This is a genomic window from Pseudoxanthomonas sp. YR558 (genome assembly GCF_900116385.1).
Classification (GTDB): domain Bacteria; phylum Pseudomonadota; class Gammaproteobacteria; order Xanthomonadales; family Xanthomonadaceae; genus Pseudoxanthomonas_A.
In genome coordinates, this window is record NZ_FPCI01000001.1 from 1688783 (window position 1) to 1710993 (window position 22211).

General features: G+C 68.3%; 20 protein-coding genes. 6 read left to right on the forward strand and 14 right to left on the reverse strand.

Annotated elements, in window-relative coordinates:
- The first annotated feature begins 59 nt into the window (after positions 1-59).
- Positions 60-389 carry a hypothetical protein gene (locus BM365_RS08110; protein ID WP_093488145.1) on the forward strand — a complete coding sequence of 110 codons (330 nt, stop codon included), beginning with the start codon at positions 60-62 and terminating at the stop codon, positions 387-389.
- Between the two features lie 33 nt (positions 390-422).
- On the opposite strand, the gene BM365_RS08115 is transcribed toward BM365_RS08110, so the two are convergent.
- On the reverse strand, positions 423-3587 hold the full coding sequence (locus tag BM365_RS08115) for an efflux RND transporter permease subunit (RefSeq protein WP_093488147.1): 3165 nt from the start codon (positions 3585-3587) through the stop codon (positions 423-425).
- Positions 3588-3591: 4 nt separating this feature from the next.
- Complete coding sequence (locus tag BM365_RS08120) at positions 3592-4731, reverse strand: efflux RND transporter periplasmic adaptor subunit (RefSeq protein WP_093488149.1); 1140 nt, start codon at positions 4729-4731, stop codon at positions 3592-3594.
- 79 nt (positions 4732-4810) lie between these two features.
- Here BM365_RS08120 and BM365_RS08125 point away from each other — a divergent pair, with 79 nt between their 5' ends.
- The 3 genes from BM365_RS08125 (at position 4811) to BM365_RS08135 (ending at position 7655) form a co-directional block, all read left to right on the forward strand.
- The gene (locus BM365_RS08125; RefSeq protein WP_093488151.1) at positions 4811-5482 is read left to right on the forward strand and encodes a TetR/AcrR family transcriptional regulator; all 672 of its coding nucleotides are present in this window, start codon (positions 4811-4813) and stop codon (positions 5480-5482) included.
- Between the two features lie 147 nt (positions 5483-5629).
- Positions 5630-6286: a protein-L-isoaspartate O-methyltransferase family protein gene (locus BM365_RS08130; protein ID WP_093488153.1), complete on the forward strand. Its 657-nt coding sequence runs from the start codon at positions 5630-5632 to the stop codon at positions 6284-6286.
- A 22-nt stretch (positions 6287-6308) separates the two neighbouring features.
- Positions 6309-7655: a TolC family outer membrane protein gene (locus tag BM365_RS08135; RefSeq protein ID WP_093488155.1), complete on the forward strand. Its 1347-nt coding sequence runs from the start codon at positions 6309-6311 to the stop codon at positions 7653-7655.
- A 178-nt stretch (positions 7656-7833) separates the two neighbouring features.
- On the opposite strand, the gene BM365_RS08140 is transcribed toward BM365_RS08135, so the two are convergent.
- The gene (locus tag BM365_RS08140) at positions 7834-9054 is read right to left on the reverse strand and encodes a CaiB/BaiF CoA transferase family protein (RefSeq protein WP_093488157.1); all 1221 of its coding nucleotides are present in this window, start codon (positions 9052-9054) and stop codon (positions 7834-7836) included.
- Entirely contained in the window at positions 9051-10352 is a 1302-nt protein-coding gene (gene waaA / locus BM365_RS08145; RefSeq protein WP_093488159.1) for a lipid IV(A) 3-deoxy-D-manno-octulosonic acid transferase, read from the reverse strand. Before waaA ends, BM365_RS08140 begins: the two co-directional genes overlap by 4 nt.
- An 87-nt stretch (positions 10353-10439) precedes the next feature.
- Between waaA and lpxL the strand changes: the two genes are divergently transcribed.
- Positions 10440-11324, forward strand: a complete 885-nt coding sequence (lpxL, locus tag BM365_RS08150; RefSeq protein WP_254772666.1) for an LpxL/LpxP family Kdo(2)-lipid IV(A) lauroyl/palmitoleoyl acyltransferase — start codon at positions 10440-10442, stop codon at positions 11322-11324.
- On the opposite strand, the gene BM365_RS08155 is transcribed toward lpxL, so the two are convergent.
- The 6 genes from BM365_RS08155 to BM365_RS08180 form a co-directional block, all read right to left on the reverse strand.
- Positions 11315-12220, reverse strand: a complete 906-nt coding sequence (locus tag BM365_RS08155; RefSeq protein ID WP_158253535.1) for a lysophospholipid acyltransferase family protein — start codon at positions 12218-12220, stop codon at positions 11315-11317. The genes lpxL and BM365_RS08155 overlap by 10 nt on opposite strands.
- The gene (locus BM365_RS08160; RefSeq protein WP_093488165.1) at positions 12210-13532 is read right to left on the reverse strand and encodes an O-antigen ligase family protein; all 1323 of its coding nucleotides are present in this window, start codon (positions 13530-13532) and stop codon (positions 12210-12212) included. Before BM365_RS08160 ends, BM365_RS08155 begins: the two co-directional genes overlap by 11 nt.
- Positions 13504-14643 carry a glycosyltransferase gene (locus BM365_RS08165; RefSeq protein WP_093488167.1) on the reverse strand — a complete coding sequence of 380 codons (1140 nt, stop codon included), beginning with the start codon at positions 14641-14643 and terminating at the stop codon, positions 13504-13506. The genes BM365_RS08160 and BM365_RS08165 overlap by 29 nt, the downstream gene beginning before the upstream one ends.
- Before the next feature lie 36 nt (positions 14644-14679).
- Entirely contained in the window at positions 14680-14877 is a 198-nt protein-coding gene (locus tag BM365_RS08170; protein ID WP_093488169.1) for a zinc-finger domain-containing protein, read from the reverse strand.
- A 145-nt stretch (positions 14878-15022) separates the two neighbouring features.
- Positions 15023-15601, reverse strand: a complete 579-nt coding sequence (locus BM365_RS08175; protein ID WP_093488171.1) for a YceI family protein — start codon at positions 15599-15601, stop codon at positions 15023-15025.
- Positions 15602-15624: 23 nt separating this feature from the next.
- Positions 15625-16212: a malonic semialdehyde reductase gene (locus tag BM365_RS08180; protein WP_093488173.1), complete on the reverse strand. Its 588-nt coding sequence runs from the start codon at positions 16210-16212 to the stop codon at positions 15625-15627.
- Between the two features lie 138 nt (positions 16213-16350).
- Here BM365_RS08180 and BM365_RS08185 point away from each other — a divergent pair, with 138 nt between their 5' ends.
- A complete protein-coding gene (locus tag BM365_RS08185) occupies positions 16351-17301 on the forward strand; it encodes a mitochondrial fission ELM1 family protein (RefSeq protein WP_093488175.1) in 951 nt (316 codons plus the stop codon).
- Positions 17302-17305: 4 nt separating this feature from the next.
- Here the strand turns inward: BM365_RS08185 and glnE are convergent, their stop codons facing one another.
- The 4 genes from glnE to BM365_RS08205 all read right to left on the reverse strand — a co-directional run bounded on the left by glnE (position 17306) and on the right by BM365_RS08205 (position 22102).
- Entirely contained in the window at positions 17306-20122 is a 2817-nt protein-coding gene (gene glnE, locus BM365_RS08190) for a bifunctional [glutamate--ammonia ligase]-adenylyl-L-tyrosine phosphorylase/[glutamate--ammonia-ligase] adenylyltransferase (RefSeq protein ID WP_093488177.1), read from the reverse strand.
- Between the two features lie 34 nt (positions 20123-20156).
- Complete coding sequence (gene lipB, locus BM365_RS08195; protein WP_093488179.1) at positions 20157-20825, reverse strand: lipoyl(octanoyl) transferase LipB; 669 nt, start codon at positions 20823-20825, stop codon at positions 20157-20159.
- Positions 20813-21091, reverse strand: a complete 279-nt coding sequence (locus BM365_RS08200; protein WP_093488181.1) for a DUF493 family protein — start codon at positions 21089-21091, stop codon at positions 20813-20815. The genes lipB and BM365_RS08200 overlap by 13 nt, the downstream gene beginning before the upstream one ends.
- Positions 21092-21190: 99 nt before the next feature.
- On the reverse strand, positions 21191-22102 hold the full coding sequence (locus BM365_RS08205) for a CsgG/HfaB family protein (RefSeq protein ID WP_093488183.1): 912 nt from the start codon (positions 22100-22102) through the stop codon (positions 21191-21193).
- Positions 22103-22211: the final 109 nt, after the last annotated feature.

Here is a 22211-nt window from a genome sequence, read left to right on the forward strand (position 1 = left end):
CTGATCGCGTGCGCCCCTGCGTTCGACAGGGAACAGGGGCTCACGCAAGGACAGGGACGATGCCGACCACGCAGATCGAGAAGTACCACGTCATTTACTCGGCCAACCGCTTCGACCGCCGCATCGGCCTGATGGCCGGCGGCGCCTACATCGGCCAGTTGGTGTTCCATCCCAACGGCGCCACGCTGCCGGCCGACGGCCTCAACGGGACGCAGCCGCAGCTGCATTACCACCTGGACGACTTCGCCAACGCGATCGACCTGCTGCGCAACGAGAAGCCCGTCTTCCTGCTCTACAACGGCAGCGGAGGCGGGTTCGAGAACGCGCTGGTCACCGATCCGGAGACCGTCGGCGAAGGCGAGGCCGGGCTGCGCTTCGCCACGCGATGACGGGAGGACGCGGGCCGACGCCCGCGCACATCCTCAGGCGCTCTCGACCGGCTTCACCTTGAACCATGCCGCATACAGCGCCGGCAGGAAGAACAGCGTCAGCACGGTGGCCACGGTCAAGCCGCCCATGATCGCCACCGCCATCGGGCCGAAGAACGCGCTGCGCGAAAGCGGAATCATCGCCAACACAGCCGCCAGGGCCGTCAGCACGATGGGACGGAAGCGCCGCACCGTCGCATCGATGATCGCGTGCCAGCGATCGTGCCCCGCCTGGATGTCCTGGTCGATCTGGTCCACCAGGATCACCGAGTTGCGCATGATCATGCCGGCCAGCGCGATCGTGCCCAGCATCGCCACGAAGCCGAACGGCACGCGGAACACCAGTAGCGCCAGGGTTACGCCGATCAGGCCCAGCGGCGCCGTCAGCAGTACCAGCGACACCCGCGAGAAGCTGCGCAGCTGCAGCATCAGCAGCGTGGTGACCACGAGCAGGAATAGCGGCATGCCGGCGGCGATGGACTTCTGCCCGCGTCCGGAATCCTCGACGGTACCGCCGGTTTCCAGCAGGTAGCCCTGCGGCAGTTGCGTGCGCACCTCGTCCAGGGTCGGCAGGATCTGCTGGACCACGGTGGGCGGCGTCACGTCGTCGCTATTGAGGTCGGCGCGCACGGTGACGGTGGGCAGGCGGTCGCGGTGCCAGATGATGCCGTCCTCGAACGCATACTCCAGGTTCGCGACCTGCGACAGCGGCACGCTGCCGCCGTTGCCGGTCGGCACCGCCAGGCTGCCGAGCAGGTCGAGTCGTGCGCGCTCGTCGTCGGGTCCACGCAGCAGGATCTCGACGAGTTCATTGCCTTCGCGGTAGGTACTGACGCTCAGGCCGGACAGCGAACCCGACAGGAAATGCGACACCTGCGACGTGCTGACACCCAGCGCACGTGCGCGATCCTGGTCGATTTCCAGGCGGACGATCTTGCTGGGCTCGCTCCAGTCCAGGTTGACGTTGGTGACGTGCGGATTCGCGCGCACCTTCTCGGCCACCTGGCGCGCCAGCGCCTGCACGCGGTCGATGTGCTCGCCGGACACCCGGAACTGCACCGGATAGCCGACCGGCGGACCGTTCTCCAACCGCGTCACGCGGAACTGCAGCTCGGGGAACTGCGGCGCGACCTCGTCGATCAGCCAATGGCGGGTGCCTTCACGGGATTCGATGTCTTCGGTCAACACCACGAACTGGGAGAAGTTCGCCTGCGGCAGCTGCTGGTCGAGCGGCAGGTAGAAGCGCGGCGAACCGGTGCCGATGTACGACACGTAGTTCTGCACGCCTTCGCGCGCGGCCAGCAGCTTCTCCAGCTTGCGCGCCTGCGCGTCGGTCGACTTCAGCGAGCTGCCTTCGGCCAGCTCCAGGTCCACCATCAGCTCGGGGCGCACCGAATCCGGGAAGAACTGCTGCGGCACGAAGCGGAACAGCGCCAGCGATGCCACGAACGCCGCCACCGTCACGCCGATCACCAGCCAGCGATGGCGCAGGCAGAATTCCAGCCACCCGCGGAAGCGCTGGTAGAACGGCGTGTGGTACGGGTTGTGGTCGTGCGCATCGTGCGCCTTCGGCGCGAGCACTATCGCGTACTGCGGCCAGCGATCCGCCAGGCGCGCGCGGAACCCGTGCCAGCGCGCGGCGAGCGAACCGGGTTTCGGCGGCTGCGGATTGCCCAGATCGGGCAGCATCTTGTCGCCCAGGTAGGGGATGAACAACACGGCGGCAATCCACGAGACGACAAGGGCGATCGTCACCACCTGGAACAGCGAACGTGTGTATTCGCCTGTGCTCGATGCCGCCGTCGCGATCGGCAGGAAGCCGGCCGCCGTCACCAGCGTACCGGTGAGCATCGGGAACGCGGTCGACTCGTAAGCGAAGCTCGCCGCCTTCAAGCGGTCGAAGCCCTGCTCCATCTTGATGGCCATCATCTCGACCGCGATGATCGCGTCGTCGACCAGCAGGCCCAGCGCGAGCACGAGCGCGCCCAGCGAGATCTTGTGCAGGCCGATGCCGAAGTAGTGCATCACCGCGAACGTCATCGCCAGCACCAGCGGGATCGACACCGCCACCACCAGACCGGTGCGCAGACCCAGCGAGAAGAAGCTGACCAGCAGCACGATGATGACGGCTTCCGCGAGCACGCGGACGAACTCGCCCACGGAGTCTTCGACGGCCGCCGGCTGGTCGGACACCTTGCGCAGTTCCATGCCGAGAGGCAGCGTCTTCTGCAGTCGCTGGAACTCCGCTTCGAGGGTCGCGCCGAGCTTGAGGATGTCGCCGCCGTCCTTCATCGCCACCGCGATGCCGATGCCGGGCTGGCCCATGAAGCGCATGCGCGGTGCGGCGGGATCGGCGAAGCCGCGCTTGATCTCGGCGATGTCGCCCAGCTTCACGGTGCGGCCGCCGGCACGGATCGGGAATTCGCGGATCTCGTCGACCGAATCGAACTCGCCGCTGACGCGCAGTTGCACGCGGTCGCTGGCAGTTTCGAAGAAGCCGGCGGGCGTCATCGCGTTCTGCTCTTCAAGCGCCTGCTGCACCGCGCTCAGCGGGATGCCCAGCGTGGCCAGCTTGGTATTGGACAACTCGATCCAGATCTTCTCGTCCTGCAGGCCGACCAGTTCGACCTTGCCGACATCGTCCACGCGCTGGAGTTCGAGTTGGATGCGGTCGGCGTAATCCTTCATCACCGCGTAGTCGAAGCCCTCACCGGTCAACGCATAGATGTTGCCGAAGGTGTCGCCGAACTCATCGTTGAAGAACGGGCCGACCACCCCACTGGGTAGCGTGGCGCGGATGTCGCCGACCTTCTTGCGCACCTGGTACCAGAGGTCCGGGATCTCCTTGGACTTCATGGAGTCGCGTGCCATGAAGATCACCTGCGACTCGCCCGGCCGCGAGTACGAGCGGATGAACTCGTAGTTGCCGGTGGTCATCAACGCCTTCTCGACGCGTTCGGTGACCTGCTGCGAGACTTCTTCGGCGGTCGCGCCCGGCCATACCGTGCGCACGACCATCGCCTTGAAGGTGAAGGGCGGATCTTCGGATTGGCCCAGGTGCTTGTACGACCACGCACCGATGATGCCCAGCAGGATCATGCCGAACAGCACGAGGCTGCGGTTGGTCAGCGCCCACTCGGAGAGATTGAAGCGGCGCATGCCGTTACTCCGAGCGCGAGGCGATGTTGGCGGTGCCGCCACCGGCCGCGAGCTTCAGCGGCCGATTGTTGCGGTCCACCGGCGCGACGACCTGGCCCTCGCGCAGCAGGTGGCCACCCGCGGCCACGACCCAGTCGGTCGCCTTGAGGCCACCGAGCACCGGCACCGAAGACTCGCCGTAACGACCGAGTTGCACGACCTGCGCACGGACCTTGCCGCTCGCCGGATCGACGATCCAGACCGACGTCTTGCCGTCTTCGCCACGCTGCACGGCCGAGAGCGGGAGTTTCAATGCCGCCTTGGTGCCGTTCTCCTGCACGTAGACACGTGCGCTCTGGCCCAACTCGACCTGCTGGACCGCATCGCCGACCAGGCTCACGCGGGCGCCATAGGTGCGCGTCTGCGCGTCCGCCGCCGGCGCGATCTCGCGGATGGCGCCGGGCAGGCGCTGGCCGGGGGCATTCCACAGTTCGATGACGACCGGCTGGCCCACGCTGAATTCGCGAATGCGGTTTTCCGGAAGACCGATCGCGACTTCGCGACCGCCATCGGCGGCCAGCGTGAACACCGTCTGGCCTGCGGCGACCACCTGGCCCGCTTCGGCCTGCCGGCTGGCGATCACGCCGTCGCGCGGTGCGCGCAGCTGCGAATAACCTTCCTGGTTGCGCATCACGTCCATCTGCGCACGCGCTGCGCGCGCCTGGCCTTCGGCGGCCTTGTACGCCGCGACCTGCGCGTCGTAGGCGGACTGGCTGATCAGCTTGTCGCCTACCAGCTTCGCGTAGCGGTCGCGATCACCGCGCGCGCGTACCAGGTCGGCCTCGGCGGCGGCCAGCTGCGCCTGCGCGGCCTGCGCCTGTAGCGCGAAATCGCCCGGGTCGAGCAGGGCCAGCACCTCGCCCTTCTGCACGCGTGCGCCGGCATCGACATTGCGTCGGACGAGATTGCCGCCAACGCGGAACGACAGAGGGCTTTCCTCGCGGGCGCGCACCTCGCCGGCGTACGCCGACAAGGCAGCGTCCGCGCCGCCGCCCGGTTGCACGACCAGCGCAGGGCGTGCCGTTTCCGCCGGCTTTTCCGCGCTGCAGGCCGCAAGGCCCAGCAGCAGCATCCCGAACACTCCGTTCCAGCGCATCTGGCGCATAAACCGCTCCGTGGGCATTTCAATTAGTGGACTTGCCGGTATAGTATAAATATCGAACCGAGTAGTCTAGTATTACATCATGGTCAGCCCGCCCCCCTCCGCCAGCCGTCGTAAGCCCACCGCCAAACCCGCTGCCAGCGGGCCCGGCCGTCCGAAGGACCTGGGCAAGCGCGCCGCCATCCTGGAAGCCGCCAAGCAGCTGTTCGCGCGGGAAGGCTTCAATGGCGTGAGCATGGACCAGATCGCCGCCGAGGCCGGGGTGTCCAAGCTGACGGTCTACAGCCACTTCGGCGACAAGGACGCGCTGTTCGCGGCCGCCGTGCAGGCCAAGTGCGAAGAGATGCTGCCGGACGCCTTGTTCGAGATCGAACTCAAGGGAACCCTGCGCGACCAACTCAAGGCCATCGCACAAGCGTTCTTCGCGCTGATCACCAGCGAGGAGGCCATCAGCACGCACCGCATGATGATGGTCCCCGGCAACATCGACGACAAGCTGAAGCAGACCTTCTGGGAAGCCGGTCCGCAGCGCACCCACGATGCCTTCGCGGCCCTGCTGCAGGCCCAGGTGGCCAAGGGCGAGCTGGATATTGCGGACGTGGGGACGGCCTCCGTGCAGTTCTTCACCCTGATCAAGGGCGAAGTCCATGCGCGCATGACCTGCGGCTTGTGCAGCCAGCCCCGCCCGGCGGATGTCGGGCGCCACATCGACGCCACCGTGGACATGTTCCTGAGGGCCTATGGCCGCCGCTGAAGCTGAAGCCCAGCCCCGCACGCAGGAGGTCGCGGTGACTTCCGGCACTGCGCCGGCCGCGACGGCTGCCCCGATCCTTGCCCAGCGCGGAGGCAGCCGGCCCGGTAAAATGCCCGGCCCAGCCTCCCGCGTCGGATGACCACCCCCATGACGATCAACTACACCCAGGCCCGCGAAAACATGGTCGAGCAGCAGGTACGTCCCTGGGACGTGCTGGATGCGCGCGTGCTGGAGACGCTGGCGACGCTGCCGCGCGAGGCGTTCGTAGCCGAATCGCACCGCGCGCTCGCCTACGCGGACCTGGAACTGCCGCTGGGCCACGGCCAGTCGATGATGAAGCCCATCGTCGAAGGCCGCACCCTGCAGGCGCTCAAGCCGCAGGCCGCTGAAGACGTGCTCGAGATCGGTACCGGCAGCGGCTATCTCACCGCCTGCCTGGGCAACCTGGCGCGCGAAGTCGTCAGCCTGGAAATCCAGCCGGAACTGGCCGCCGCCGCGCGCGCGCGCTTGGACGCGACCGGCTTGGGCACCAACGTCCGTATCGAGAACGTGGATGCGCTCACCTGGGACACCGATCGTCGCTTCGACGTAGTCTGCGTGACCGCCGCCGTCGCCACCGTGCCGGCGCGCTTCCTGCAGTGGCTGCGCCCCGGTGGTCGCCTGTTCGTCGTGCGCGGTGCGTCGCCGGTGATGGAAGCCGTGCTGCACGTCAACGATGTCAACGGTCCTCGCATCGAATCGTTGTTCGAGACCGACCTCCCCTATCTTGTCGGCGCCGCGCCGGCGCCCCAGTTCGTCTTCTGAAGCATTACAAAAAGGAACCCGCATGAGCCGTCGCCCCCTCGCACTTGCGCTCGCCCTGGCCCTGCCGTCCGCGGCCAATGCCACCGACCTGATGCAGACCTATGAGCTGGCGCGTGCCGGCGACACCACGCTGTCCATCGCCGAATCCACCCGGCTGATCGACAAGGAAGGCGCCGTGCAGGCCCGCGCCTTGTTGCTGCCGCAGATCTCCGGCAGCGCCGGTTATGACCTCACGCACAGCAGCCGTCCGGGCGACCCCACCGGCGACGGCAAGAGCCGCAGCTACGGCGCCTCGCTGAACCAGACGATCTTCGACTGGAGCCGTATCGCCGATCTGCGTGGCCAGAAGGCCATCAGCCAGGCCGCCGATTACGACCTGGCCTCGGCGAACAACGACCTGATCACCCGCACGTCGGCCGCCTACTTCAACGTGTTGATCGGCATCGAATCGCTGGCCGCCGCGGAAACCAACGAAGCGGCCTCCAAGAAGCAGTTCGACTACGCGCAGAAGCGTCTCGACGTGGGCCTGGCGCCGATCACCGACGTGCACGAAGCCCGCGCGCAGTACGACAGCGCTCGCGCCAACACCATCCTGGCCCGCAACGCGCTGGACGACAGCTACCGCGCGCTGGCCGAGATCACCGGCCAGCCGATCAGCGGCCTGAAGGGTCTGCCGGACGACTTCCGTCCTGAACTGCCGGCCGAACAGAACGCGCAGGCATGGGTCGATCGCGCAGTCGAGCAGAACCCGGACCTGAAGTCGGCGCAGTACCAGTTGGAGTCGGCGCAACACGGCGTATCCAGCGCGCGTGCCGGCCACTACCCCACCCTGAACTTCCGCGGCAATTACTCCAACGGTACCGACTGGGACAGCGTGCCGGGCACCCTGTCGCAGGATGGCGAAGGCTACTCCTGGGGCGTGACCCTGACCGTGCCGATCTTCTCCGGCGGCGCCACCCAGTCCGGCGTGCGCCAGGCGCTGGCCCAGCGTGATCGTGCCTCCGATGGCCTGGAGCAGACCCGCCGTGCGCTGATCCGCAATACCAGCAACGCCTATCAGGCGCTGGTCGCCGGCGTCAGCGAAGTGGAGGCTCGCCGTCTGGCGGTGGTCTCCGCGCAGAGCGCGTTGGATGCCTCGCAGGTCGGCCTGGAAGTCGGTACCCGCACCGTGCTGGACGTGCTGCAGAACCAGCGCACGCTGTTCCAGGCGCAGGTCGAGTACGCGCAGGCCCGCTACAACTTCCTGCAGAACCGTCTGCTATTGGAACAAGCCGCCGGCACGCTCGACGGCGCCGACGTACAGGACGTCAACCGTCTGCTGACCGCCGACGCCGAAGCGCGCCTGTCGTCGCAGCCCGTTTCGCAGTAACCCCCGCGCACTTCGCGCGCACGCAACGGCGGGCTTCGGCCCGCCGTTGTCGTTTTCGCACGGGGAGAAGATCCTGTAGGAGCGACGTAAGTCGCGACCGGACGCTCACTGATCGACGGCCAGTGAGCCTACGCTGAAGGTTCCAGGTCGCGACTTACGTCGCTCCTACAGAGGTCTTTCAGATCGCACCGCTTGCCCGCAGCGCCGCGATCTCGCTGTCGCTGAAGCCGGCTTCGCGCAACACGCCGTCGGTGTGTTGCCCCAGCAAGGGCGGTGCTCGCGGCGGTTCGACCGGCGTTGCCGACAATCTCAATGGACTACTTACCAGCGGCACCGCGCCGGCCAACGGATGCGGCGTCTCGACGACCATGCCGCGGGCCAGCACCTGCGGATCGGCGAAGACATCGTCGAGATCGTTCACCGGCCCGCAAGGAATGCCGGCTGCTTCCAGCGATGCCAGCCACGCGCTGCGCCCGCGCGTGCGGAACGCGTCCTGCAACACCGAGATCAACGCATCGCGATGGCGCACCCGCGCCGCGTTGGTCGCGTAGCGAACGTCCTGGGCCAACGCCGCGAGTCCGAGCAGTTCGCACAGCCGCGCGAACTGCCGGTCATTGCCGACCGCGACGATGAGATGCCCGTCGGCCACGGCGAAGACCTGGTACGGCACGATGTTGGCGTGTGCATTGCCCTGCCGTGGCGGCCGCTCGCCGCCGACCAGTGTGTGGCTGCCGAGGTTGGCGAGCATCGCGACCTGCGCATCCAGCAGGGCCATGTCGATGACCTGCCCTTCACCCGTGGCATCGCGATGGCGGAGCGCGGCGAGGATGGCGACGGTGGCATACATGCCAGTGAAGAGATCCGATACCGCCACCCCCACCTTCTGCGGCTCGCCATCGGCTTCACCCGTAAGACTCATCAAGCCGCCCAGGCCCTGCACGGCGAAGTCATAGCCTGCGCGCTGCGCATACGGTCCGTCCTGGCCGAAACCGGTGATCGAGCAATAGACCAGACGCGGGTTCAACGCGCGCAACGCAGCGGCATCCAGGCCATGGCGCGCCATGTCGCCAACCTTGAAGTTTTCCACCAGCACGTCGCATTGCTGGGCGAGGCGACGGATGACGTCCTGTCCCTCCGGGATCGACATGTCCACCGTCAGCGAACGTTTGTTGCGATTGGCGCACAAGAAATACGCCGACTCGCCTGTTTCGTCGCCGGACGCATCACGCAGGAAGGGCGGGCCCCAACCGCGCGTGTCGTCGCCGGTGCCCGGGCGCTCGACCTTGATGACGTCGGCGCCCAGGTCGGCGAGCACCTGCGTGCACCACGGACCCGCCAGCACGCGCGTGAGATCCAGCACGCGCACGCCGGACAGGGCACGCGGCGTGGCAGCGCTCACGCGACGGGCGCCGGCAGGTGCGGCGCGATCATCACCAGGGTGCGCGCGAGTGCACCACGGCCGTGTTCGACCAGTGCCCTGCCGTGGGCGGCGACCGCTTCGCGGCGCACCTGGTCACCCAGCAGATCCTCCAGCGCGCGTGCGACTCCAACGGCATCCGGCGCGATGACGAGTGCATCGGCTTCCTTCAGGCGGCGGGAGATCTCGCTGAAGTTGTGCAAGTGCGGGCCGGTGACGGCGGGCGTTCCCACCGCCGCGGGCTCGAGCAGGTTGTGGCCGCCGATCGCTTGCAGGCTGCCACCAACGAAGGCCACGTCGGCGCAGGCGTAGAACGCCATCAATTCGCCTAGCGTGTCGAGCACGAACACGTCATCGTCGCTGGCGGGCCACTGATCCGCACGACGCGTGCCCACCTTCCAGCCCGCTTCGCGCGCACCTTCCGCCACCCGGGGGAAGCGTTCCGGGTGCCGTGGCGCCCACAACAGCAGCAGGTTCGGCCAGCGCTGGCGCAGACGGGCGTGGATCTCGCGCACCGGCGATTCCTCGTCCTCGTGCGTGCTCGCCGCGATCCACACAGGGCGACCCTGGGGGAGGTGCCCACGGAAGCCCGCGACCACCTCCTGCACGTTGGCCGGCACCGGAATGTCGAACTTGAGGTTGCCGACATCGCGCACCTGTTCTGGCGCCGCACCGAGCTGGACAAAACGCGCGGCATCGCCTTCGGACTGCGCCGCCACGCGGCGCACCGTGCGCAACGTGCGCGCGATCAGTGGACGCAATACGCTGTAGCCTCGCAGCGAGCGCGCCGATAAGCGCGCATTGAGGATGTAGACCGGCACCTTGCGGTCGTGGCAGCCGAACAGCAGGCTGGGCCACAACTCGGTTTCCATGATCAGCGCGAGCCGTGGCGGAAAGTGGTCGAGGAAGCGTGCGACCGCGCCGGGCAGGTCGTAGGGCGAGTAGACATGCAGCACGCGGTCGCCCCATAGCGCGCGCACGCGTTCCGAACCGGTGGGCGTGATCGTGGTGACCAGCAGCCTGAGCCCGCGGTGTCGTTTCAGCAGTGCGTCCACGACGGGCGCGGCGGCGTTGACCTCGCCCACCGACACGGCGTGCAGCCACACATCGACCGGACGCGGCGAGGCGGCGTAGCTGCCATAGCGCTCGTTCCAGCGCTGGAAGTATTCCGGATAGCGGAAGCCACGCCAGATCAGGTGGTAGACGGTGACCGGCGTCAGCACGTACAGCACCACCGAATACAGGGCGCGCAGCAGGCGTTCGGCGGTTCGGTTCGGCATCGTCGACAAGGATACCCGGGGCCGCCGCTACAATGGGTCATGGCCGAATCCGAGAAGCGATCCCCCGGCGCGAACGAGCGCCCTCCCATGGGGCCGCGCCAATGGCCCTCCTGGGCCGGCGTCGGCCTGGCCTGGCTGGCTGCGCGCGTGCCGTGGGCCCTGCAGCGTCCGTTGGGGCGTGCCATCGGCGCCCTGCTGTTCGCGCTGATGCGCGGGCGCCGGCACGTGGCCCGGCGCAACATCGCGCTCTGCTTTCCCGAGATGGAGGCTGCCCACCAGGAAGCTCTCGCACGCGCGAGTTTCGGCGAACTCGGCATCGGTCTGTTCGAATTCGCACGCGCCTGGTGGGGCAGCGTGGCGCCGATGCGCGGCAACGTGCGCGTGGAGGGCCTGGAGCACCTGGCGGCCGCGCAGGCCGGCGGGCGCGGCGTCATCGTCGTCTCGGGCCATTTCACCACGCTGGAGATTTCCGCCCGCCTGATGTGCGACTACGCACCGCTGGCCGGCATGTACCGCCCGCACGACCAAGGGGCGATGGAGTGGGCGGTGAAGCGCGGACGCCTGCGTTACGCCACCGCCATGTTCACCCGAGACGAGTTGCGCCCTGCGCTGAAGCACCTCAAGCAAGGCGGGCTGTTGTGGTTCGCGCCAGACCAGGACACGCGGCGCGGCGAGAGCGTCTTCGTGCCGTTCTTCGGCCATCCGGCTTACAGCCTGACCTCCACGCATCAACTGGCGCGATTGTCCGGTGCCGCCGTCATGGCGTTCTCGCACGTCCGCCGCGAGGATGGCGGATACACGCTGAAGCTGTCGCCCGCGTTCGAGGATTTCCCGTCTTCCGATGCCACCGCCGATACCGCACGCGTGATCGCCGCCATCGAGGGGATGGTGCGCGAGGCGCCCACCCAATATCTGTGGATCCACCGGCGCTTCAAGCGTCAGCCCGACGGCCGCGGCGAGCTCTACCGGTAGAGGCCGGGCTCGCCCGGTGGTCGCGTCTTGAAGCGACGGTGCACCCAGAGATACTGCTCGGGATGCTGGCGCACGACGGCTTCGAGTTCCGCCATGTAGCGCCCCGCATCCTGCGCGGGATCGCCGCTGGGCCAGCCGTCCCACGTGGGTTCCACACGCAGCTTGTAGCGTCCCTCCGCATCGCGGTGGAACCAGAAGGGCAGCACCGCGGCATTGCCGCGCCGGGCGAGATCCGGCGTCGCCACCAGGGTGGCGGCCCGGACGCCGAAAAAGGGCACGAAGGCGTTCTGGTAGTTGAAATCCTGATCAGCCGAGTACGCCACGATGCCGCCGCGAGACAGCGCGCGCAGCAGGCCGCGCACGTCCTTCTTGCCGATGACATCGGCGAAGGCGCGGCGGCGCGCGCCATCGAGCCAGCGCTCGACGCAGGCATCGTTGTTGTGGCGCGCAACGATCGTCACGCGTTCGCCCAGCGCTTCACCGAGCAGGCGCGCGCACAGTTCCGAATGCGGAAAGTGGCCGCCGAACAGCAACACGCCCTGCCCGCGTTCGCGCGCGGCACGCACGTGCTCGAGGCCTTCCACGTCGGCGAGGCCGCGGAGCCTGCCAGGCGACGCGAACCAGCCGCGCACCAACTCCAGCACGCCGGTCACGGTCGCGCGCAGGTTGTCGCGCAGCAGGCGGACCCGTGCCGTCTCATCCAGCTCCGGAAAACACAACGCGATGTTGGTGGCCGCATAGCGGCGCCGCTTGCCCAGTGCAGGCCAGAGCACCCACGTCGCTACCGAGCCGAGCGCGAGCAGCGCACGCTGCGGCAGTGCCGCGATCGCGGTGGCGATCAGGTTCGCGGGTGCGATGAAGGCGCAGCGCCGCGCACGTGCGGCCTCATTCGTCATCGCGCGCCAGCAGGCTGCCGGCATACAACGCGGCCAGCAGCAGCGTCAGTCCACCCCAGAACGTGGAGTAGAACGCGAGGTGCGTGTTGAACGGGAATACCGTCACGGCCAGCGCCAGCATCGCCGGACGCGCGCGCTCCTTCGCCTGGGGCGTGGCGTAGCGCCAGGCGCGCCACGCGAGCGCAGCCCCCGCCAGCCACAACAGCAGACCGATGACGCCGGTCTCGCTGAGCACTTCCAGCACCAGTTGGTGCGCGTGGAACGCGGGTCCCTGGCCCCAGGCCGGCCGCGACGCGGGGCTGGCGTCGCAGTCCGGGTAGGCCTGGCGGAATCCGCGCGCGCCGACACCGTTGATCGGGTGCTTCGCGATCATGCAGGTGGCGGCGGACCAGATCTGCGCGCGGCCCGACAACGCGGTATCCACGCCGGCTTCGTCGGCGGTCAGCGCATGCGTGGTCAATAGGATCCGCTCGCGCACCTGCGTCGAGGCGACGGTGAGTACGCCCAACAGCAAAAAGCCGAACCCGAACACGCCGAGCAGTCGCTTCCAGCCCAGCAGTTTCCAGCCCGAGAACACCAGCACCAGCGCATAGGTGATCCACGCGGCACGGGCGCCAGCGAGAAGCACCACCACGCCGATCGCCGCGGATGCGAGCAGCCAGCCCGCCACGCGCAGGCGCGCGGCGGCCGCGAATAACAGGAACGGCGATAGACTGGCCATCACCACCCCTAGCTTGCGATTGCATGGGCCGAGGAAGCCGCTCAAACGATCGATGCCGGCCATCTGTTCGACCGTGCACATGGGCCGCCCACTGATCCATTGCTTCAGCTGGTCCAGGCCCCAGAACAACGGACTGGTGCCGAATGCCACCTGCGCCAATGCATCGAGCGTCCAGACACCCACGATCACGGCCAGTCCGTTGAACGTGGTGCGGCGCGCGCGCGCATTCGCCACCGACGCCGCCACCAGCCACAGGAACGGCAGGTAGCGCAGGTCAACCGCAGCTTCCCGCAATGCACGCCCCACATCGACGGCGTCGATCGCCGAGATGGCTTGCGGCAACCAGTAGGCGGCAAACAGCGCGCTTGTCAGGGCCCACGCCGCGCCGCTCAGCAAGCGCGTGCCGCCGCGAAAGCGCCCCAGCAGCAAGCGCACGATCGCCGCCAGCGCTCCGAGCACCATCACGGCCTCCGCGTAGCCGGGTGCCGGCCACAGGGCGACGAACGTCAGCACCCACGCGGGCGCCCAGCGCCAGCCGTGCCGGTCGCGTCTTGCGGTCGTGTCAGGGGTCGATGGCGGGTCGGCAGTCATCGGCAAGATCGTGGTAGAGGGCGAGCGTGGCGTCCTGCATCGCGCGCAGGGTGTAGGCATCCATCGTAGCCAATCGCGATGGCGGATGGGCGAGCATCGCCGTCACGGTAGCGCACAGGCGATCCTCGTCGAAGGTCGGCACGGCACCTTCCGGCTGCAGTTCGGCCAACAGTTCGCCCACGCCACCGTGCGCCCAGCCCACGACGGGACGGCCGACCGACAGGCTCTCGATGACGGTGCGGCCGAAGGCTTCCGGCTTGCGCGACAGCTGCAGCACCACGTCGCTGGCGGCGTACGCGCGTGCGATCTCCGAGGTCGGCGCGGTGATCGCGAGCGTTTCCGCGACACCGCCACGCTGCGCCTCGGCTTCGAGCTCGGCGATGTAGGGTTCGCGACCCGGCTCGCGCGTACCCGGCATCCACAGGCGCGCGTCCATACCGGCCTCGCGCAACCGCCTGAGCAGCGACAGCGCGTCGCCATGCCCCTTCAATCGCGTGCCGCGTCCTGGCAACAGGAGCAGCGGGCCATCGCCGGCCAGCGCGGGGTGCTGTTGGGCCGCCCACGCGCGCGCGGAAGGATCGGGCGAAGATGCGCGCGGGAATTGCGCGGGATCGATCCCACGCGGGATGACGACGAGCTTCGAGGGATTCGTCCGCGGATAGTGCTGCAGCAGATAGCGGCGCACGGTATCCGACACGCAGATCACGCGTTCGCCCTGCGTCATCACCGCGCTGTAGCGGCTCGGCGAGTTGAGACCGTGCATGGTGGTGATGAAGCGGGGTCGCGATGCGGCAGGCATGCCGCGCACCGCCCACAGCCCGAGCCATGCCGGCAGGCGCGAACGGGCGTGCACGATGTCGGCGCCGGCCTCGGCGACCAGCCGTCGCAACGCGCCGACATGGCGCAATGTCAGCAGCGACTTTCGGCCGATCTCGAGCGTGATGTGTTCCGCGCCGGACGCCTGCAGCGTCGGCACGAGGCGACCGCCGGCCGACACCACGATGGCGCGATGGCCGGCCCGCACCAGCGCATCGGCGATCTCAAGGGTGGAGCGTTCGACACCGCCGGATTCCAGCGCCGGCAGCAGTTGGACGACGGTCAGTCGGCGCATGGTCGGCGGGCCATGCGAGGGGCCGGCATCGTCCGGTCAGTCGGCCAGGACGAAATGCGAACCGCAGTACGGGCACTGCACCTCGCCGCCTGTGGCGTCCTCGATGGGCAGGTACACGCGCGGGTGCGAGTTCCACAGCGCCATCGACGGCAGCGGGCAGCTCAGCGGCAGGTCGGCGCGGCTCACGGTGTAGCGCTTCTCGGCGTTGGCGGGCGCGGTGGCGGTCTGGCTCATGACGGTGCACGGTGTGAAACAGGGGCGGCCAGTCTACCAGCCGCTCCCGGACGCCCCAAGGCGCAGGGCCGGGAACGAAGAACGCCGCCCGGGACAGGGCGGCGTTCTGGAGCGCATCGGCCGGGAAAAGGCCGAGGGACGCGGCTTACTTCTTGGCGTCGGCGGTCGCTTCGGTGGTGATCTTCAGCGTCACGTCGTCGCTGACCATCGGGGCGTACGCGCCCACGCCGAAATCGCTGCGCTTGACGGTGGCAGTGGCGTCGAAGCCGATCGCCGGCACCTTCTTCATCGGGTGCTCACCGACCTTGTTCAGGGTCACGTCGAGCACGACCGGCTTGGTGATGCCCTTGATGGTCAGGTCGCCGGTGACCTTCAGCTTGCCCTCGCCCGCGGCTTCGACCTTGGTGCTCTTGAAGGTGGCGGTGGGGTACTTGGCGGCGTCGAACCACTTGTCACTGGTCAGGTGGTCGTAGAACTGGTCGGCCAGCGCGCTCAGGCCGGTCAGCGGCAGGGTGACCTGCACGCTCGAGGCGGACACCTTGTCGGCGTCGTACACCAGGGTGCCGTCGGCCTGGCCGAAGTTGGCGCTCGGGTTCGAGTAGCCGAAGTGGTTCCAGCTGGCCAACACATTGGTGTGGCCTGGGTCGAGCTTGTAGGTCACCGGTGCAGCGAAGGCGGAACCGGCGAACGCGAACAGGGCGGCAACGAGCAGGGTCTTGCGCATGGGGAATCTCCAGGGGGTGGGGGTCAGAGGATGCGTGCGGCTTCGTCGAAGCCCAGGCGCGGGGAACGCGGGAAAATGCTGGCCGGGTCGCCATGGCCCAGGTTGACCAGGATGTCGGACTTGATCGCCGTGCCGGCGAAGAAGGCCTCGTCGACCTTCGCGGCGTTGAAACCGGTCATCGGGCCGGCGTCCAGGCCCAGCGCGCGTGCGGCGACGATTAGGTAGGCCGCCTGCAGGCTCGCATTGCGCAGCGCAGGCTTGGTGCGGTTCTCGCGCGGACCGTCGAACCAGGCCTTGGCGTCGGTGTGCGGGAACAGGAACGGCAGCTTCTCGTGGAAGTCCTCGTCGCGACCGATGATCACGGTAACCGGCGCCGCCATCGTCTTGGCGTAGTTGCCTTCGTCCAGCGCCGGGCCCAGCTTGGCCTTGGCCTCGGCCGATTTCACGAACACGAAGCGCGCCGGGGTGGTGTTGGCCTGGGTGGGACCGAACTTCAGCAGGTCGTACAACTGCCGCAGCGTCTCGTCGCTGACCTCGCCACCGAAAGCGTTGTAGGTGCGGGCGGTGCGAAACAATTGGTCCAGCGAAGCGGCGTCGAGAGCTTGGGGCATGGGAAACCTGCGGCAGGAAGAAGACGGAGCCCGATGTTCCGGGCCAGCAAATGCGGGGGCAGTGTAGAGTGTCCTGACTATGGCAACATCCAGCCGCCCCGGAACGGATTGTTTTAACCAGTGGAACGAAAACGCCCCGTGACGGCCGATTCGCCCCGCACCTGCACCTTCACCGACGGCCATGCCGGCAACGTGCGCCAGGCGCTGGCGCTGGCGCGCGCACTGGGGCGGGTGGCGGACGAGATCGTGCTGCTGCCCCGAGCGCCCTGGCGCTGGTTCGCGCCGCGAAGGTTGCCGGGTGCATCGCAATCGTTCGGACCGGCATTCCAGACTGCATGGAACACGCCCCCCGCGCTCGCCATCGGTTGCGGCCGGCAGGCGGCGCTGGCGACGCGCTTGCTGCGCGAACGCGGCAGCCGCACCGTCCAGATCCTCGACCCGCGCCTCGACCCGTCGCACTGGGACCTGGTCATCGCGCCGGCCCATGACGGACTTGCCGGACCCAACGTGCTGACCCTGCTCGGCAGCCTCAACCCGGTCGACGATGCCTGGCTATCGGATGCCCGCACGGCGTTTCCGTCCTTCGCCGCCCTGCCCTCGCCGCTGACCGCGCTGCTGATCGGCGGCGACAGCGCGCACTACGCTTTCGATATCGATGCGTTCGCGCGGCTCACCACCACCCTCGACGACGCGATGGGAGCGGGAAGTCTGTTGATCACGGCATCGCGCCGGACGCCCGCCGATGTCGCGCAGGCCCTGCGCGCGCGTTACGCATCGCGTGCGGACACCTTGCTGTGGTGCGATCCGTCCGACGGCCCGAATCCTTATGCAGGCCTGCTGGCCTGCGCCGACCGGATCGTCTGCACGCCAGAGTCGGTCAACATGCTGTCCGAAGCGTGCGCGACGACGGTGCCGGTTTATGTGTTCGAGCCGGCACGCGTCAGCGGACGCCCCCGCCTGTTCCTGGATGCCCTGCTGGAACGCGGACGTATCCGCGCATTGACTGCTGCAATCTCGCCTTTCGATGTCGAGCCGTTACGCGAGACGGCTCGCATTGCCGCCGAGGTACGCGCGCGACTGTCGCTCTGATCCGTTACGCCGTCGCGTCGAAGTCCAACCCGTGCGCGGACGTCGTCCGCATCACCAGCTCACGCGCAGCCGCCAGCGCCGCGTTCTCCACCACCAGGCGCGGACGCCGGTCCAGGGTGCAGGCGAGGCCTTCCGCCACGAAGGTCGCATGCACGGCATCCAGCGCAGCGGCCTGCTCCGGCGACAGCACACCCGCTTCCACCAGTGCGACCAGCAAGCCGGGCGTATCGCGCGGCCGCTGCAGGCCCGGTCGCCGTCCCGCATCGCGCAGCACCAGGTACTGCAGCAGGAATTCGAGATCGACTAGGCCGCCCGCGCCCTGCTTGAGATCGAAGCGCGCGGCATCGCTGCGGTCGAGCTCGGTGCGCATGCGCGCGCGCATCTTCACCACCTCGGCGCGCAACGTATCGGCATCACGCGGATGGGCCAGCGTTTGGCGGCGGACCTCTTCGAAGGCGTCGCGCAGGGACAGGTCGCCGGCCATCGCGCGGGCACGGACCAGCGCCTGGTGTTCCCAGGTCCATGCGCGTTCGCGCTGGTATTCGGTGAAGCTCGCCAGCGACGACACCAGCAAGCCTTTCGCGCCGTCGGGGCGCAGGCGCACGTCGACGTCGTACAACCGTCCTGCCGCCGTGACCGCGCCGAGCAACGCCACGATCTTCTGCGCGAGGCGCGCGTACCAGCGCCCCGCTTCCAGCGGACGCGCGCCATCGGATTCCGCGCCCGCCGGGGCGTCGAACAGGAACACCAGATCGAGGTCCGAACCGAAGCCCAGTTCCTCGCCGCCCAGGCTGCCGTAACCGACCACCGCGAAGCGTCCGTCGGGCACGCGGCCATGCGCGGCCAGCACGTCGCGTGTCGCCACCTGCACCACGACGCGGACCACCTCGTCGGCGAGCCAGGCCAGCTGGCGCACGCTGTCGCGCGCCGCCTGTCGTCCATCCAGCGCGGCCAGCGCCACGCGGAAACTCAACGCCAGGCGTCGTTCGTTCAAGAGGCGTAGACAGGCTTCCGGATCGTCTTCGAGCAATGCCGCTTCGCATTCGGCGCGTAGCTCGGCGCGGTCGGGCATCGGCCCGGCCACGCGCGTGTCCAGCAACTCGTCCAACAACAACGGGTACTGCGCGAGCCGCTCCGCGAGCAGCGCGCTGCGCGCCAGCACATCGACCAGGCGCGCCAGCGCGCTGGGCTGCTCGTCGAGCAGGGCGAGATAGCTGGCACGACGCAGGATCGCCTGCAACAAAGGCAATACGCGGCGCAGCGCGGCATCGGGCTGGCGCGAGCGCACGCAGGCGTCGAGCAGCGATGGCACGACGCGATCGAGCCGTGCGCGGGCAGCATCGGATAGCGCACGCACGCCGCTGGATTGCGCGAACTCACGCAGCGCGTGGTCCGCGCTGCCCGGATCGGCGAACCCCGATGCCGCGAGCGGCGATGCATCTCCTCCTTCCGGCAATGCACGCCAGTACAACGCCAGCGCGCCCGGCTCGGCATCGCGCTGGCGCGGTGCGAGCAGTTCCGCGAACTCTGCCGACACGCGTTCGCGCTGCACATCCAAGTCGGCGCGCAGCGCGTCCCAATCCGGATAATCCAACCCGCGCGCGATGCGGTGGCGGTCCAGCGCCGACTCCGGCAAGGCGTGCGTCTGCGCATCGCGCAGCATCTGCAGGCGATTCTCCAGGCGGCGCAGGAAGCGATAGGCTCCCGCGAGCATCTCGCCTTCCTCTTCCGATACCTGTCGCGTAGCCACCAGTGCGGGCAAGGCCACGCGCAGGCGCCGTTCGCGCAGCGCTGCTTCGCGCCCGCCACGGATGAGCTGCAACGCCTGCACGAGGAATTCGATCTCGCGGATGCCGCCCGGGCCGCGCTTGATGTCGTCGGCCAGTTCGCGGCGCGCGACTTCGGCGGCGATGGCCGCCTTCATCTCGCGCAGGCCATCGAGCGCGGTGTAGTCCAGGTAACGCCGGTAGACGAAGGGGCGCAACGACTCCAGCCACTGCTCCCCTGCCTCGATGTCCCCAGCCACGGCGCGCGCCTTCAACCAAGCGTAGCGCTCCCAATCGCGGCCCTCGCGCTGGAAGTACTGGTCCATGCCGGCGAATGACAACGCCACGCGCCCGGCGTTGCCGAACGGCCGAAGGCGCAGGTCGACGCGATGGCAGAAGCCGTCGGCCGTGGGTTCATCGAGCAGTTTCGCCAGGCGCTGGCCCAGCCGCATGAAATAGTCCTCTGCAGCGAGCGAACGCGCGCCGTCGGAGTCGCCGCCCTGCGGATAGGCGTAGACCAGGTCGATGTCGGAGGAGAAATTCAGCTCGCCGCCGCCCAGTTTGCCCAGGCCGAACACCACCAGTCGCTGCGCACTGCCATCGGCGGCACGCACCACGCCGTGGCGTTGCGCGAATTCGACTTCCAGCGCGTCGAGTGCGGTCTGTAGGCAGACCTCGGCCAAACGCGTGGTGCCCGCCAGCGTGTCGTCCACGGTGTCCAGGCCGTGCACGTCGCGCCACACTAGGCGCGTGGATTCGGCCGTACGGTAGCGGCGCAGCAGTTCGGGCCACTGCGTCGTGTTGTCCGCGAGCAGCGCGGGTACCGGCCATGGCGCAGCGCCGTCATCGTAGAGCAGCGTCGCGAGCAGGTCGGGCTGCCGGCGCAATGTTTCCAGCGCGAAATCGCTGGTGGCGATCACGCGCGATACGCGTTCGACCTTGCCAGGATCGGCCAGCAGCGCATCCGATGAAGTCGACGCGGCGCGCAAGCGCGCCAGGCCGCGTTCGGTCAGTGCATCGCATTCGGCATTGAGGGACAGGGTCGCATCGTTCATGGCGACCGATTGTGGCACGCGGCCAAGGCCGTCGTTATGCGGCCTGCGACAGATCCGGCAGGGCGGTGTCGTGGCGAAGCGCAAGGCCGAACTGGTCCGCCATGTGCTTCAACAGCACTGGCTTCACCTGGTCCATGCCGTTCGGGCCGCCGAGATCGGCCAGCGAAACCACCTGCAGACCCTGATAGCCGCAGGGATTGATGCGGTGGAACGGCTCCAGGTCCATCGCGATGTTGAACGCCAGGCCGTGGAAGGTGCAGCCGCGTCGCACGCGGATGCCCAGCGCGCCGATCTTCGCACCGGCGACATAGACGCCGGGTGCGCCATCCTTGCGCGCGGCTTCGATGTTCCACTCGGCCAGCGTATCGATCATCGCCTGCTCGATCTTGCAGACGTAATCGCGCACGCCCACCTTCAAGCGCTTCAGGTCGAACAGCGGATACGCCACGATCTGGCCGGGGCCGTGGTAGGTCACCTGGCCGCCACGATCGACATGCACCACCGGGATGTCGCCCGGCGCGAGCACGTGCTCGTCCTTGCCGGCCTGGCCCAGGGTGAACACGGGATCGTGCTCGACCAGCCACAGCTCGTCGACGGTGGCGTCGGTGCGCGCGTCGGTGAAACGCTGCATGGCGCGCCACACCGGTTCGTACGGCTGGCGACCGAGCTCGCGGACGATGCAGGGCGCGCTCACAGCGTCCACTTCACTTCCGGATGCTCGCGCAGCGCGTTGTGCGCGGCGTCGTACTGGGCGCGGTCGTCGGCACGGAAGCGGATGCGCACGGACACGTACTTGCCGTTGCTCGAGTGCTTCCAGCTGATGTCCTCGTGCAGGACCTCCACGCCGGCCGATTCCAGCAGGCGCGGCAGCTCGCTTTCCAGCCCGGTGCCGGCGGTGCCCATCGCGCTGAGCTCGAAGGTGCCGGGGAACTGGAAGCCGTGTTCGGGGTTGTCGGATTTGATTTCCATGCGGGAATTATTGGGACGCGGGGCCTGAAAGCCAAGCCGTGGCCCCGGAAACGCGAAGGGCCGCCCTGCGGCGGCCCTCCGGCGGACAGCGGTCGCGGTTCAGCGCGCCAGCTGCACCAGGCTGGACGAGACCCAGCCCTTGTTGCCCAGTTCGTCCTCGACTTCCCACATGACACCCTCCTTGTTGCCGGTGGGGTACAGCATCATGCCGGGGTCGAGGTCGCGCACCGCCTTGCCGGTGCCCTTGGGGTTGGCGAACAGCCGGCCCGGCTTGGTCATTTCCACCGCCTGCTGGGCGTTGGATGCCGAGGCGTTGCCGGACACGCCGCCCAGCTGGGCGACCAGATCGGTGTAGGCCTGCAGGTAGGCCAGCGTGATGACCTGGCCGATCTCGGTGTTGGCGTAGCCGCTGGCGCCGCCGCCGCCCCAATGGCTGCCGGTGAACAGGCTGCCGCCCGCGCCCCAGCCGATGTCGGTCTTCTTGGCGCTGCCTTCTGCCATGGCGACCTGCTCGGACGAACGCACGTCGGTGACGGTCAGCACGACGTCGGCGGTCTTCTTCTTGAAGTCCAGCCCACCGACCACGCGGCCGACGTTGCCGCCCACCAGACCGCCCAGCAGGCCGCTGATGGCGTTGCCGCCGGCGTTGCTGTTCTGCGAGATCAGGTCCGGCACCAGCACGTAGTCCGCGGCGCGGATCTGGCCCTTGCCGATGTTGGAACGGTTGCGCAGCTCGCCGCTGGAGGCCAGCGCGCGCTCGCTCATCGCCGCATCCATGCCCGCGCCGCGGTCGACGAGGGTGAAGCAGCGCGACTTGTTGACGAACACCTTGATCAGCTTGGACGGTGCCGGCAGCTGCTGGCCGCTCCACCAGTTCACGCCGTCCTCGGGCTCGATCACCGAGATCGTGCCCAGCGGCTTGGCGCAGGTCGGGATTTCCGCCATCTGCTGCTTGCGCTGGTCCTGAGCGCTGGCGCGCTGGGCGAATGCGGGCGTCGCGGCTGCCGCCATCAACAGGCAGGCCGTCGCCAGTACCGTGTTTCGTGTTCCCCTGTTCACTCGTGCATCTCCTTGAAAAATGGTGATCCGCGTGGCGCGGGTGATTCCGTGGGCCGGGCGG